Origin of the sequence: Nocardioides jejuensis, from assembly GCF_004337475.1 — a bacterium.
In the GTDB taxonomy this organism is placed as follows: Bacteria; Actinomycetota; Actinomycetes; order Propionibacteriales; family Nocardioidaceae; genus Nocardioides; species Nocardioides jejuensis.
In genome coordinates this window covers 67,412-80,812 of sequence record NZ_SJZJ01000008.1, presented here as the reverse complement: position 1 = coordinate 80,812, position 13,401 = coordinate 67,412, and the positions used below count along the sequence as shown (strand labels likewise).

Genomic DNA, 13,401 nt, shown 5'->3' with positions numbered 1-13,401 from the left:
GAGCAGACCGAAGGCCGTATCGAGGCTCAGCGCACCAGCTGGTGCATGACCTGCTCGACCGACTCGACGACGTGCGCGCCCTCGGGGACTGCGGGGCGAGCCACGACGATGACCGTCAGCCCGAGCTGGGACGCCGCCTCGAGCTTCGCCGCAGTGGCCGCTCCCCCGGAGTCCTTGGTGACGAGCGTGTCCACGCCGTGGCGCTGCATCAGCTCGATCTCCTCGTCGAACGCGAAGGGGCCACGGTCGAGCACCAGCACATGGTGTGGCGGCAGGACCGACGGCGGGTCGATCGCGCGGATGACGAACTTCGCGTCCACGTGCCCGAACGCCGACACCTGCTGTCGCCCGATCGTCAGGAAGACCGTGGAGCCCGGCGTGATCGCCTCGGCCGCCGCGTGGACGTCGGGGACGACGACGTACTCCGGGTGGCGGGGGAATCCGGGACGCCGCAGCAGCAGGTGCATCGTGCCGGTCTGCGCCGCCGCGGCGTAGGCGTTGGCGGAGATGTGCTCGGCGAACGGATGCGTCGCGTCGACGAGCGCGTCGACCTTCTCCTCGGTGAGGTACGCCGCGAGGCCGTCCGGGCCGCCGAACCCGCCGACGCGCACGTCGCCCTCGGGGAGGTCGGGGTTGCTGACGCGCCCGGCCAGGGAGCTGACCACCTCGTGCCCCGACGCGACGAGACGGGTGGCGAGCTCGCGGGCTTCCGACGTACCGCCCAACAGCAGGATCCTCACGCCCGCCACAGTAGCGGCGTCGTTAGGCTGACGAGCGTGACGAGCGAGCAGGCAGCCGAGGCGACGCCCAGCGGGCGCCCCGCGCAGCTCGAACGCACCGGCCTGCGCCCCGGCTGGACGACCGGTGCGTGCGCGACGGCGGCGACCACGGCGGCGTACACGGCGCTGCTGACGGGCGAGTTCCCCGACCCGGTGACGATCACGCTGCCGACGGCCTCTCCCTCGTTCGCGCTGACGGTCGAAACGCTCGCGGCGGATGGCTCGTGGGCCATGGCCGGCATCACCAAGGACGCCGGCGACGACCCCGACGTCACCCACCTGGCGCTGGTCCGTTCGACCGTACGCCGCGGGGCGCCCGGCTCGGGGATCACCTTCGTCGCCGGGCCCGGCGTCGGCACGGTGACCAAGCCCGGCCTGCCGCTGGCCGTCGGTGAGCCGGCGATCAACCCGATGCCTCGTGCCTTCATCACGGCGCATGTGGCCGAGGTCGCCGCCGCTCACGGAGACGCGGGCGACCTCGTCGTGGAGATCTCCATCGACCACGGCGAGGAGCTGGCCCGCAAGACCTGGAACCCGCGGCTCGGGATCCTCGGCGGCCTCTCCGTGCTGGGCACGACGGGCGTCGTCGTCCCCTACTCGTGCTCGGCGTGGATCGACTCGATCCGCCGCGGCATCGACGTGGCGCGCGCCGCGGGGCACACCCACGTCGCGGGCTGCACCGGCTCGACGTCGGAGAAGGTCGCCGTGGCGGAGTATGGGCTGCCCGACGATGCCCTGCTCGACATGGGCGACTTCGCCGGGGCGGTGCTGAAGTACCTCCGCCGGCACCCGATCGAGCGGCTGACGATCGTCGGCGGGTTCGCCAAGCTCTCGAAGCTCGCCGCCGGCCACCTCGACCTGCACTCGGGTCGCTCGCAGGTGTCGCTCACGCACCTGGGCACCATCGCAGCCGAGGGCGGATTCGAGCTCGACCTCACCGACTGCAACACCGGCCTGGAGGCCCTGCACCGGGCCCAGGCCGCCGGCGTACCGCTCGGGGACCTGGTCGCGGCGCGGGCTGCCGACGAGGCGCTCGCCGTGCTGCGCGAGGCACCGGTCGCCGTCGACGTCGTCTGCATCGACCGCGCCGGCGCGATCGTGGGCCGCTGCGAGCCCCGCACCCTCAGTTGATGATCTCGCCACGCTCTTCGTCGAGGATCACCGCGAGCCGGTCGCGCCAGGCCTGGAGTGCCTCCGGCGCCAGCCGGATCCAGTCGGTGACTTCGTCGACCACGCGCAGCGGCTCCGTGCTGCGGTAGGACCGCGTCGGGTTGCCGGGGAACTTCTTGTCGGTGACGTTGGGGTCGTCCTCGTACGGCCCCGTCGGCTCGACCCGGTAGACCCGGGGAGCTCCCTCACCCGAGGCGAGCTCGGCAGCCAGCCCGGCACCGTCAGGGAGCGCGGTGAAGTAGATGTGGTTCATGACGATCTCGGGGCGGTAGTTCGACCGGAACCCCGCCGTGAGCAGGTCCCCGATCCCGAGGTCGGCCTTCGTGCCGTGGAAGAACGGACCGTCGTCAGCGGGGCGCGTCATGCGCCCCAGTCTGTCAGCCGACCTGTCAGCCGAGCGAGCGATCGCGGTCGCAGCTGTAGAGGTGCGAGTCGCGGAAGCCCTCCGCTGCCAGCGAGCGGCCGACCATGATCACGGCGGAGCGCTTCAGGCCAGCGTCCTTCACCTGCTGGGCGATGTCGCCGAGCGTGCCACGCAGGATCAGCTGCTCCGGCTGTGACGCCTGGAAGACCACGGCGGCCGGGCAGTCGAGGCCGTAGTTGGGCTCGAGCTCCGCGACGACGTCGTCGACGAGGTGCGTGGCCAGGTGGAGCACGATCAGGGCACCGGCCGAGCCGAGGTTGGCCAGCGTCTCCCGCGGAGGCATCTTGCTCGCCTGCCGGCTCAACCGCGTGAGGACGACCGACTGGTTGACCTCCGGCACCGTCAGCTCGAGGCCGAGCGCGGCGCTCGCGGCGGCGTACGCGGGCACACCCGGGCACAGGTCGTAGTCGATGCCGAGCGCCTCGAGGCGACGCGCCTGCTCGGCCACGGCCGAGTAGAGCGACAGATCCCCCGAGTGCAGCCGTACGACGTCGTGCCCGGCCGCGTGGGCGGCCTCGTACTCCGCGACGATCTCGACCAGGTCGAGGTGCTGGGTGTCGACCCGGCGGGCGTCGGCCGGGACCTCGGCGAGCAGCTCGTCGGGCACCAGCGCGCCGGCGTACATGACGACCTTGGCCGTCTGGAGCAGGCGCAGGCCGCGCACGGTGATCAGGTCGGGGGCCCCGGGGCCCGCGCCGACGAAGTGAACGGTCATGCCTTCTCCACACTCCACTGCACGACGGTCATCGCCGCGCGCCATCCGGTGAACCCGCCGACCGGAGTCGTCCGGGCCACGTCGATCTTGACCAGCTCGCCGCCGTGCTCCTTCTGGAGCCGCATGACGAGGGCCTGGGACTCGAGGGTCACTGCGTTGGTGACGAACCGGCCGCCCTTCGGCAGTGCCGCCCAGCAGGCGTCGAAGACACCGTCTGCCGTCAGGCCGCCGCCGACGAAGACCACATCGGGCGTCGGCAGCGCGTCCAGCGACGCGGGCGCGGCACCCTCCACGACCTCCAGGCGGGGTACGCCGAGCACCGCCGCGTTGCGCACGATCCGGCCGATCCGCTCGGTGTCGCGCTCGACGCAGACGGCACGTGTCGTGGCGTGCGCGCGAAGCCACTCGATCGCGATCGAGCCGGAACCGCCACCGATGTCCCAGAGCAGCTCGCCGGGGCGGGGCGCGAGGGTGGCCAGCGTCAGGGCGCGGACGTGGCGCTTGGTCAGCTGACCGTCGGTCTCGAAGAGGTCGTCGGGCAGGCCCGGCGTCTCCTGGATCGCGCGGGGCCCGGCGAACTCCACCGCGCTGATGCTCACGCTCTCCGGCAGCTGCCCGGACCAGTAGTCGGCCTGGTCCGCGAAGCCGCGCAGGCTCCGCTCCCGACCGCCGAGGTCGGCGAGGACCGTGATCCGCGAGCCGCCGAACCCGTGCGCCGTCAGGAACGCCGCCAGTGCCGCCGGCGTCGATGCATCGCGGTTGAGGACCAGGATCTGCTGGCCCTGACCGGCGTGACGCATCACGGCACCGAGCGGGCCGGTGAGGGTCGAGACGACCGGCGTCGACTCGACGGGCCAGCCCATACGCGCACACGCGAGGCTCACGGAGCCGGGGTGGCTGATGATCTGGACGGCGGGCGCGCCGAGCTCCTCGACGAGGGTCCGGCCGATGCCGTGGTGCATGGGGTCGCCGCTCGCCAGGACGACGAGGCCGCGCTCGCGGTGCTCCTCAGCCAGCGGGCGCACCGCCGGTCGCAGGGGCACCGGCCAGGCGACGCGCTCGGCGCTCACGCTGTCGGGCAGGAGGTCGAGCTGGCGCTGGCCGCCGACGACCACACCGGCAGCATCGACGGCTGCGCGCGCGGCGCCGGTCAGGCCGGCGTACCCGTCGGCGCCGATGCCGACCACGATCACCCGGTTCATGGCTGCACTCCTGCGTCGACGAGGTCGATGAGCGGCTGGAAGCCGACGGCCTCGTCGAGGGCGTCGGCGAGGCGGTCGAGCATGTCCTCGCGGCGGTCGGCGTAGCCGGGGGCATCGGGCTGCGGTGTCCAGGGCGAACCCGTCCGGGAGGCGACCTCGGCGAGGAACGCGCGGCGGAAACCATCCGACTCGAACGCCCCGTGCCAGGTCGTGCCCCAGACCGCACCCATCGTGAAGCCGTCGAGGAACATCGACGCCTCCCACGCCCGCAGCGCGTCGCCGTCGAGCGTCGTCACCCCGTGGTGGATCTCGTACGCCGCAACGTGCTCTCCGCGCCACGAGCCGGTGGGCCGACCGAGGATCTTGTCGGCTCCGAAGTCGACCCGTGTGGGCAGGAGCCCGAGGCCGGCGACGCTGGTCGGGCTTCCGGCCTCGATGCCGAGCGGGTCGTGGATCGTGGCGGCGAGCATCTGGTTGCCGCCACAGATGCCGAGGACCGGCTTGCCCTCGACGACGCGGCGCGCGATCGCCGCATCAAGGCCTCGCTCGCGCAGCCAGGCGAGGTCGCTCAAGGTCGCGCGACTGCCGGGCAGGACCACCAGGTCCGCGTCGGCGAGCTCGGCTGCCGAGGTCGTGAAGGCGACCGCGACGCCCGGCTCCGCGGCGAGCGCGTCGAGGTCCGTCGCGTTGGAGATCCGCGGGAAGCGGACGGCGGCCACCCGCAACGTCGGGTCGACGCGGTGCTGCCAGCCGGCGATGGCCAGCGCGTCCTCGGAGTCGAGCCAGAGGTCGGCGAGCCACGGGATCACACCGAGCACGGGGCGGTCGGTGCGCTCCTCCAGCGTCCGGAGGCCGGGGCGCAGGAGCTCCACGTCGCCGCGGAACTTGTTGACGATCCAGCCCTTGAGGTGGCGCTGGTCAGCCGGCTCGAGCATGCCGAGCGTGCCGAACATCGCCGCGAGCACGCCGCCGCGGTCGATGTCGCCGACGACGACCACCGGCAGGTGCATCTCGCGGGCGAGGCCCATGTTGACGTAGTCCCCCGCGCGCAGGTTGACCTCGGCCGGGCTGCCCGCGCCCTCGCTGAGCACCACGTCGTAGCGCGATGCCAGGTCGCGGTAGGCCTCGAAGGCCGCCTTCGCGAGGTGGGCCCGGCCGGTGGCGAACTCGCCTGCCTCGAGCGTCCCCGCCGGCTTGCCGAGGAGCACGATGTGGCTGCGGCGGTCGGAGCCGGGCTTGAGCAGCACGGGGTTCATCGCCGTCTCGGGCTCGGCGCCGGCAGCGACTGCCTGCAGCCACTGGGCGCGCCCGATCTCGGATCCGTCCGAGCAGACCATCGAGTTGTTGCTCATGTTCTGGCTCTTGAACGGCGCAACCTTGACGCCGTTGCGCGCGAACAGCCGACACGCCGCCGCCGTCACCAGGCTCTTGCCCGCGTCGGAGGTGGTGCCGGCGAACAGCAGCCCGCGCGTCTGGGGAGTCACGCGGTCATTCTCGTGCATGACGACCGAGCGAGCGACCGGCGAGCTTGCTCGTCCGGGACGCGAGCGAGGGAGGAAGCCCGGCCGAAGGTCGGGCCCGACGGCCGAGCGCGAACGCGGTGCCCGCCGCAACGAGCACCGCAGCAGCGGAGACCTGGCGCGAGAGCCGGTTGGCGCGGGCCACATCGCTGACCTCCACGGCCCGACCGTCACCCAGCACCCCGCGCGACTCGGCCTCACCGTCGTAGGTGTTCGTCCCACCCAGCCGTACGCCGAGCGCTCCCGCGGTCGCCGCCTCGACCGGCCCGGCGTTGGGCGACGGGTGGAGGCGGGCGTCGCGGCGCCAGGTCGTCAGTGCCTCCCGGCGGCCGGTGACCACGAAGACAAGCAGTGCCGCGAGGCGGGCCGGCAGGAGGTTGAGCAGGTCGTCGAAGCGCGCACTCGCCCACCCGAAGTTGAGGTAGCGCGGCGACTTGTAGCCCACCATCGCGTCGAGGGTGTTGGCAGCGCGATAGCCCAGCAGGCCTGGTGCGCCCAGGAGGCTGCCCCAGACGAGCGGCGCGACAACGGCGTCGGAGGTGTTCTCGGCGAGTGACTCGACGGTGGCCCGGGCCAGGTCGTCGGGAGTCAGGTCCGAGGCGTCGCGGGCGCAGAGGTGTGACAGGCGCTGGCGGGCGCCGGGGAGGTCGTCGGACTCGAGGAGCCGGGCCATCGCATCACCCTCGCGGACCAGCGATGTGCCACCGAGAGCGGTGAACGTGGCCGCCGTGACGGCGGCGAACTCGGCCGCACATCGAGCAGCGTCGCGACCGGCCACCCTGCCCGCTGCGGCACCCAGCGTCCGCTGCGCAAGGACGGCTCCGATCGCGGTGCCGCCGACCAGGACAGCAGTGAAGCCAAGCCCGGCCACTCGGGAGTCGGCATGGACGCGCTGCTCCAGCTGTCGCGCAGCCGTGCCGAAGAGCGCGACCGGATGGTGCCGCTGGGGATCACCGAGTGCGACGTCGAGCGCGTATCCCGCCAGCAGCCCGGCAGCCCGCGCTGCGCCCGTCGTCCCGTCCACGGTCGGCGAGCCTAGTCGCGACGCGCGTCGAGGCTGCACGCTCACCCACGGACCAGACCCGCAAGGAGCGGAACCACACCGCTGGCGAACACCAGCAGCGGGACGGTGGCGAGGAGCGCGAGCGACTCCAGGCGGTCAACCGCGATGGCCAGCCGCGGGTCCTCGCGCCGCTGCTCCGGGTCACGTGCCGCATAGACGCCCAGGCCCAGGGCACCCAGGAGGCCCACGGCACCGACCACGCCAGCGGCGCCGGAGCCGGACATGACGAGAACGACCCCCGCGAGGAGGACCATCGCGGCCCCCGTCGCGAGGCCGGACACGACCTCCACGGCGCCGTGATGTCGCGAGGCCCGGCAGGCCGTGTGGATGCCGACCGCCACGGCGAGGCCGGCGCCGGCGCCTCCGTGCGCCGCGGTCGGGACGACGAGGACCAGGAGGACGACCGCAGCGGCCGCCATCAGTGCCCGCATGAGCTCCCGCGCAGCAGTGGCATCGCCGCGGGCGATCCCCAGCGCGATCTGCGGCAGGACGGACCCGGTGATTCCGGCGCCGACCAGGCCGACCGCCGCTGCCAGCGCCGGGTCCACCGGGCACCAGACGACCAGCGATGCGAGTGCCCCGAGGACGAGGGCGGCGACCGCTGCGGGGAGCACGAGTCGAGCCACCGCGCGCACGACCCGGGCGATCACCACCGCGCTCACGACCGCCGCCGCACACGCGGCGACCGGGCCGGCGTACTGAGCACCGGCGACGGCCGCGAACCCGACGGCAGCCCAGCCACACCCGGCCGAGAGCAGCCGGTCGTGCTGTCGCTGGGCCGCGCTCGCGGCGCCGACGAGCGCGACCACTCCTGCGGCGGCGATGGCGCCCGACCACGCCGGCCCACGAGCAAGAGCGCCCGCCGCGAGCAGCAGGAGCAGTGCGCCGATCGCCCTCGACCCGGGTCGGAGCAGGCGCGGATGCCACCCGAGGACGTCGGATCCGACGGCCGCCGCGAGGGCCTGCGCCGGGTCGTCCAGCCCGGTCCGCGAAGGCTCCGGCTCGACCAGCGCCAGGACCGCACCGTCGGGAACCGCCTGCGCGGCGAGGCTCGTCGCCGACGCGACCTCCTGGCCGGTCACCGTGACGAGTTGTGCGGCGGCCGGCGCCCTCCCGAGCCGGATGAGCTCGGGCAGGATTTCTGCCACTGCCACGTGTGCGGGCAGCGCGAGATCGAGCGGCGGGCCCGTCCCCGACACCACCGACACCCGCAGCAGGCCGTCCACGGATCAGCCGCCGAACCGTCGCGCGTTCGCCGACTCCGCCGCGCGGTATTCGTCATTGGCCGCCGCCACCGCGAGGCCCATCGCGTGCAGGACCTCCTTCATGTCGCGCATCGCGGCATCCCATCGCAGCCGCGCCTCCTCGAAGGCGTCGGATGCCGATCCGGTCCACTCAGGCGAGCGGGCGCGAAGTCGGCGCGCCAGATCGTCGAGCGTGCCCTCGATCTGGGCGGCCGCTCCGCGGAGGCCGGCCGAGGCGTCGTCGAGGGCGGCGTGACCCACCTTCAGCATTCCGCTCATCACCGTCACCTCAACCCTGTCCCGCGAAGCGCCCGAGCGCCGAGGCGACCTGCGACTCCGCCTCGTCGTACGTCGACTCGGTCGCGCGCAGCTGGGCCTCGAAGTCATCCAGGCTCCGCACGACCCGATCCGCGGTCGCCTGCCAGGCACCAACCGCGTTGACGAACGCCGTGTGGCCGCGGCCCTCCCACTGACCCGACAGGTGGTCCAGCCGGCCACGGAGCGACGCGAGATCGCCCTGCAGCCGTGCCCTCGTCTCGCCGACGTCCGTGGCCGCAGCGAGCACCACCCCGTCGGCCTTGCCGATCCCGGCACCACTGGTCATCGTGCATCCCTTCGTCACCGCCCCCTGTCGTGGCGTCGTACTGCTGGATGCCCGCGAGGCCAGGGACCCATTCCGGTTCGTCCACAACGCAGTTCTCCACAGGCAGTCCGGCGGCACGAGCAGAACGTCAGTGGTCCGACCTAGCGTCGCGACCATGACCACGAACGACCCACGACCGGCACTCCGGCTGCCGCCCGCTCCGCCGCAGCGGCCGACCGAGGGCGGCGCCCTGCTGCTCGCTCTGCCCGCGCTGGGCGGAGTCGGTTCGGTCGCCCTCGTCGCGTCGTCCGGCCTCGCCGGCAGCGGGGCGATGCGCACGCGAAGCCTCCTGGCGGCGGGCCTCTTCCTGATCGTCACCGTGGCGTTCGTCGTCCTGCAGGTGGAGCGCCAGCGGCGACAGCGCCGCTTGCAGACGGGGATGAGCCGCGAGGACCACCTGCTTCATCTCGAGCGAGCACGCGGCCAGGTCATCGCCGCAGCGACCGCACAGAGGGCCCACGCGCTGGCTCGTCATCCGGAGCCATCCGCCCTCGCGGCGAGCCCGGCAATGCCGGAGACGGAGGGCCATTGCATCCGCCTCGGGATCGCCACCGGGCCACTCGGGCTGCGGCTCGACGTCGCCGATCCGACCCCCGGCCAGCCTCCCGACGTCGCCGGCCAGCGCGCCCTCGAGCGCTTCGTCGCTGCGCACACCGAGATCACCCAGCTTCCTATCGAGCTCGATCTCGACGTGGTCGGCGAGATCGCTGTCGACGGGCCACGCGACGAGGCACGGGCAGTTGCGCGGGCATGGGTCTGCTCGGCAGCGCGCCAGGATCCCGAGCGCCTGCAGATCGCCCTGCTGACCGACAACGAGACGGGGCGCGCCGCGTGGGACTGGCTCAAGTGGCTCCCCCACCACGGCTCCGCGACAGAGCGCGATGCGGTCGGGCCGATCCGCATGGTCGCTGCCCATGCCGACGACCTCCGCGCCCACGCCAGCGCAGCGCGCCTCCTGGTCATCGACGAACGACACGAGCGAGCGGCCGACGCCCCACCGGGGAGCTCCGCGGTCCTGCGGATCGGGCCACCGCGGTCGGCCACGTCCACGGTCGTCACGACAGACACAGCTGCCCACACGGCACGGGTGGTTCGCGACGGCGCGGACGTCACACCACCGGGCTTCCTTCCCGACTCATGCGACATGGCAACAGCGACGGCCTACGCACGTAGACGCTCCGCCTCCGCACACCGCGCGACCGAGGACGGCCTGGCTGCGCTCCTCAGCGCGTCGCCGCGCGCACCGCTGCGCGTCCCGATCGGCACGGATCCCTCCGGCGCTCCGGTCCAGCTCGACCTGCGCGAGCCCGCGGCGGGCGGCCACGGACCGCACGGGCTCGTCATCGGAGCGACCGGCAGCGGCAAGTCCGAGCTCCTGCGCACGCTGGTCACCGGCCTCGCGATGACGCACTCCCCCGAAGAGCTCAACCTCGTGCTCATCGACTTCAAGGGTGGTGCGACATTCGCAGGCCTGGCCGGGTTGCCCCACACCTCCGCCCTGATCACGAACCTCGCCGACGACCTCACGCTCGTCGACCGCATGCGCGATGCCCTCAGCGGTGAGCTCGTACGACGCCAGCAGGTGCTGCGCGATGCCGGCGACATCGCTCGCATCGCTGACCTCGACCCGGACGTCGCGGCGCTGCCGACCCTGCTCGTGGTGGTCGACGAGTTCACCGAGCTCCTGGCGACGCGGCCGGATCTGGCCGAGCTCTTCGCGAGCATCGGGCGCGTCGGCCGCTCCCTCGGCGTGCACCTCCTGCTCGCGTCGCAGCGGCTGGACGAAGGACGTCTGCGCGGACTCGAGTCACACCTCGGGTTCAGGATCGCGCTCCGGACGTTCTCGGCCGCCGAGTCCCGCGCGGTCATCGGCACGCCCGACGCCCACGAGCTGCCGCCCCGGCCCGGAGCGGGCTATCTCTCCACGGGGCCTGGAGAGCAGGTCCGCTTCGACACGGTCCTCGTCTCGATGCCGCGTCCGCGGAGGGTGCCCAGCGGCCTCGTTCTCCCCTTCACCTCGGCGCCTGTGACGGACCCTGCTGGCTCGACCCGCATCGACCCACCCCTGCTCGAGAGCGTGGTCGCCGAGTCCCGGAGCCGTGCCGGTTCAGGACGCACTGCCCGACGGATCTGGCTGCCACCACTCCGCGAGGCGCCGTCAGTCCCGGCCCTCCTGGCGACCGTTGCTGACCCGGGTCCGGATCGGCTGCCCGTCGGGCTCATCGACCTCCCGCACGAGCAGCGGCACGCGCCGCTACTCGTGGACCTCGACGGTTCCTGCGGACACGTCGCGATCGTCGGAGCACCGCGATCGGGGCGCACCACCCTCCTCCACACCCTCGCCGAGGCGCTCGCCGCGACCGCTCCCGAGCAGACCCGGTTCGCGGTGGTCGACCTCGGCGGTGGGCTCGCTGCGCTGGACGGTCTCCCGCAGGTGTCGGCCTACGTCGACCGCAGTGCACCGGACGAGGTCCGGGCTCTGGTCCGCGACGTGGCGACCGAGGCATCCAGGAGGCGACGTCAGCGGTCCACCGAGCCCGACCTGTTCGTCGTCGTCGATGGCTGGACCACGCTGCGCGAGCGCTGGCCGGACGTCGAGGCCGAGCTGGTTGCGCTCGCTCAGGAGTCCCTCTCCGTCGGGATCCACCTCGCGCTCACCGCGACGCGGTGGGCAGACCTGCGCCACGTGCTGCGGGACGTGGTCGGCACCCGGCTGGAGCTACGCCTCGGCGACCCGATGGAGTCCGAGCACGGCCGGGCGAAGGCGCAGGCAGTGCCTCGCTCGCCCGGCCACGGCCTGACTCCGGACGGCCACCACTTCCTCGCGGCCGTCCCGGCAGGCGCGGTCAGCGACGGAAGACGCCCTTGAGGATGTTCGTGACCTGGCGGGCCAGCTGCTTCTTGCCCCGCGGAGCCAGCGCGGCAGCGATGTCGTCGGCGCTGTTCCACGCAGCGTTCGCGATGGCACCGCTGCGCTTCGACTTCGCCGGCTTCGGGGCGGGCGCCGCCTTGGGCTGCGGAGCGGCCTTCGCCTGCTGTGCCGCCTCCGTCGCCTTCGCCGCGGCCGCCTCCTGCGCGCCGAGCTTGTCCGCGGCCGACTCCGAGTCCTGCACGACGGAGTACTTCGCGTACAGCGCGCTCGCCTTCACCGACGCATCCATGCCGGCAGCGGGCGCGGCCGCCATCAGCGACTCGGGCGCGCGCAGACGGGTCCACGCCACCGGCGTGGGAGCGCCTCGCTCGTTCATGACGGTGACGACGGCCTCGCCGATACCGAGGGAGGTGATGACCTCGCCCAGGTCGGCGTACTCGCTGTCGGGGTAGGTGTTGACGGTCTGCTTGAGCGCCTTGGCGTCGTTCGGCGTGTGCGCCCGCAGCTGGTGCTGCACGCGCGAGCCGAGCTGCGCCAGCACGTCGTCCGGTACGTCGGTCGGCGACTGGGTCACGAAGAAGACACCGACACCCTTCGACCGGATCAGCCGGACCGTCTGCGTGATGAGCGTGAGGAAGTCCTTCGATGCATCCGCGAAGAGCAGGTGCGCCTCGTCGAAGAAGAAGACCAGCTTGGGCTTGTCGACGTCGCCGACCTCGGGCAGCGAGCGGAACAGCGCCGCGAGCAGCCACATCAGGAAGGTTGAGAAGACGGCAGGACGGTCCTGCAGGTTCGGCAGCTCCATGAGCGAGATGACGCCCTTGCCGTCGCGCACCTGCAGGAAGTCCGCCACGTCGAACTGCGGCTGTCCGAAGAACAGGTCAGCCCCCTGGTCCGAGAAGGCGATCAGCTCGCGCAGGATGACGCCCGCCGTCGCCGAGGAGAGACCGCCGAGGTCCTCCAGGGCCGGCTTGCCCGCATCGCTGGTCAGGAACTTCACGACGGCACGGAGATCGGCGAGGTCGACGAGCTCGAGGCCCGCCTCCGTGGCGTAGTGGAAGACCAGACCGAGGCTCGACTCCTGCGTCTCGTTGAGGCCCAGGACCTTCGCCAGCAGCGTCGGTCCGAACTCCTTCATCGTGACCCGGACCGGTGTTCCCGTGCCCTGACCACCGAGCGCGAAGAACTCCGTCGGGAACGCCGTCGCGGTCCACGTCTGCCCGACCGAGGCCGCCCGCGCAGTGATCTTCTCCCCACCTTCGCCAGGAAGCGAGATGCCGGACAGGTCGCCCTTGATGTCGGCCGCGAACACCGACACGCCGTTGGCACTGAGCTGCTCGGCAAGGAGCTGGAGCGTCTTGGTCTTGCCGGTGCCGGTCGCGCCGGCGACGAGGCCGTGCCGGTTGAGCATGGCGAGCGGAATGCGGATGTGGACGTCGGTCAGCGTGGTCGCGTCGGCCATCAACCCACCGAGCTCGAGGGCCGCGCCGTCGAAGGCGTAGCCCGGACGGATCGCGTCGGCCAGAGCGTTGCCCGCAGCCGGTGCCGGAGCCGGAGCGGCAGGCGCCACCGCCGGCGCTACGACCGGCTCGGCCGCCGGCGCGGCAGCCGGAGCGGTGGGCTGTTCGGCCGGGGCGGCGGGCGCCAGAGGCGCCTCGGTCGAAGCGGGGGCAGCAGGCGCGGCGGGCTGCTCGGCAGGCGTCTCGGTCATGGCGCGAAGCCTAGGACGCACCACCCCGACAAGCCACGCAAAGCCACCCGCGCGTCAG

Annotated in this window: 12 protein-coding genes; 2 read left to right on the top strand and 10 right to left on the bottom strand. The window is 72.8% G+C overall.

Annotated features, from left to right (window positions below; all coding sequences use genetic code 11):
• Positions 1-26 precede the first annotated feature (26 nt).
• Positions 27-740 (bottom strand): cobalt-precorrin-6A reductase, encoded by a 714-nt coding sequence (locus EPD65_RS16440; RefSeq protein ID WP_207891435.1) that lies wholly within the window; start codon positions 738-740, stop codon positions 27-29.
• 36 nt (positions 741-776) lie between these two features.
• Here EPD65_RS16440 and EPD65_RS16435 point away from each other — a divergent pair, with 36 nt between their 5' ends.
• Positions 777-1,910, top strand: a complete 1,134-nt coding sequence (locus EPD65_RS16435) for a cobalt-precorrin-5B (C(1))-methyltransferase (protein WP_243640489.1) — start codon at positions 777-779, stop codon at positions 1,908-1,910.
• Here EPD65_RS16435 and arr read toward each other — a convergent pair.
• From arr to EPD65_RS06810, 8 genes are read right to left on the bottom strand one after another with little or no spacing between them, the layout of a single operon-like run.
• Positions 1,903-2,313 (bottom strand): NAD(+)--rifampin ADP-ribosyltransferase, encoded by a 411-nt coding sequence (gene arr / locus EPD65_RS06845; RefSeq protein WP_131582512.1) that lies wholly within the window; start codon positions 2,311-2,313, stop codon positions 1,903-1,905. The two genes, EPD65_RS16435 and arr, sit on opposite strands and share 8 nt — an antisense overlap.
• A 25-nt stretch (positions 2,314-2,338) precedes the next feature.
• Positions 2,339-3,088, bottom strand: a complete 750-nt coding sequence (gene cobM / locus EPD65_RS06840) for a precorrin-4 C(11)-methyltransferase (RefSeq protein WP_131582510.1) — start codon at positions 3,086-3,088, stop codon at positions 2,339-2,341.
• The gene (gene cbiE, locus EPD65_RS06835) at positions 3,085-4,290 is read right to left on the bottom strand and encodes a precorrin-6y C5,15-methyltransferase (decarboxylating) subunit CbiE (RefSeq protein WP_131582508.1); all 1,206 of its coding nucleotides are present in this window, start codon (positions 4,288-4,290) and stop codon (positions 3,085-3,087) included. Before cbiE ends, cobM begins: the two co-directional genes overlap by 4 nt.
• Entirely contained in the window at positions 4,287-5,774 is a 1,488-nt protein-coding gene (locus tag EPD65_RS06830; protein ID WP_243640488.1) for a cobyric acid synthase, read from the bottom strand. The genes cbiE and EPD65_RS06830 overlap by 4 nt, the downstream gene beginning before the upstream one ends.
• Positions 5,775-5,778: 4 nt before the next feature.
• Positions 5,779-6,834, bottom strand: a complete 1,056-nt coding sequence (locus EPD65_RS06825; RefSeq protein WP_131582504.1) for a cobalamin biosynthesis protein — start codon at positions 6,832-6,834, stop codon at positions 5,779-5,781.
• 41 nt (positions 6,835-6,875) lie between these two features.
• On the bottom strand, positions 6,876-8,099 hold the full coding sequence (locus EPD65_RS06820) for an EsaB/YukD family protein (protein ID WP_131582502.1): 1,224 nt from the start codon (positions 8,097-8,099) through the stop codon (positions 6,876-6,878).
• A gap of 3 nt (positions 8,100-8,102) precedes the next feature.
• Complete coding sequence (locus tag EPD65_RS06815) at positions 8,103-8,396, bottom strand: WXG100 family type VII secretion target (protein ID WP_165872918.1); 294 nt, start codon at positions 8,394-8,396, stop codon at positions 8,103-8,105.
• A gap of 10 nt (positions 8,397-8,406) precedes the next feature.
• Positions 8,407-8,721 (bottom strand): WXG100 family type VII secretion target, encoded by a 315-nt coding sequence (locus tag EPD65_RS06810; protein ID WP_165872917.1) that lies wholly within the window; start codon positions 8,719-8,721, stop codon positions 8,407-8,409.
• A gap of 154 nt (positions 8,722-8,875) precedes the next feature.
• On the opposite strand from EPD65_RS06810, the gene eccCa reads away from it, so the two are divergent.
• A complete protein-coding gene (gene eccCa, locus EPD65_RS06805; protein WP_131582496.1) occupies positions 8,876-11,629 on the top strand; it encodes a type VII secretion protein EccCa in 2,754 nt (917 codons plus the stop codon).
• Here eccCa and EPD65_RS06800 read toward each other — a convergent pair.
• Complete coding sequence (locus EPD65_RS06800; protein ID WP_131582494.1) at positions 11,607-13,343, bottom strand: helicase HerA-like domain-containing protein; 1,737 nt, start codon at positions 13,341-13,343, stop codon at positions 11,607-11,609. The two genes, eccCa and EPD65_RS06800, sit on opposite strands and share 23 nt — an antisense overlap.
• Positions 13,344-13,401: the final 58 nt, after the last annotated feature.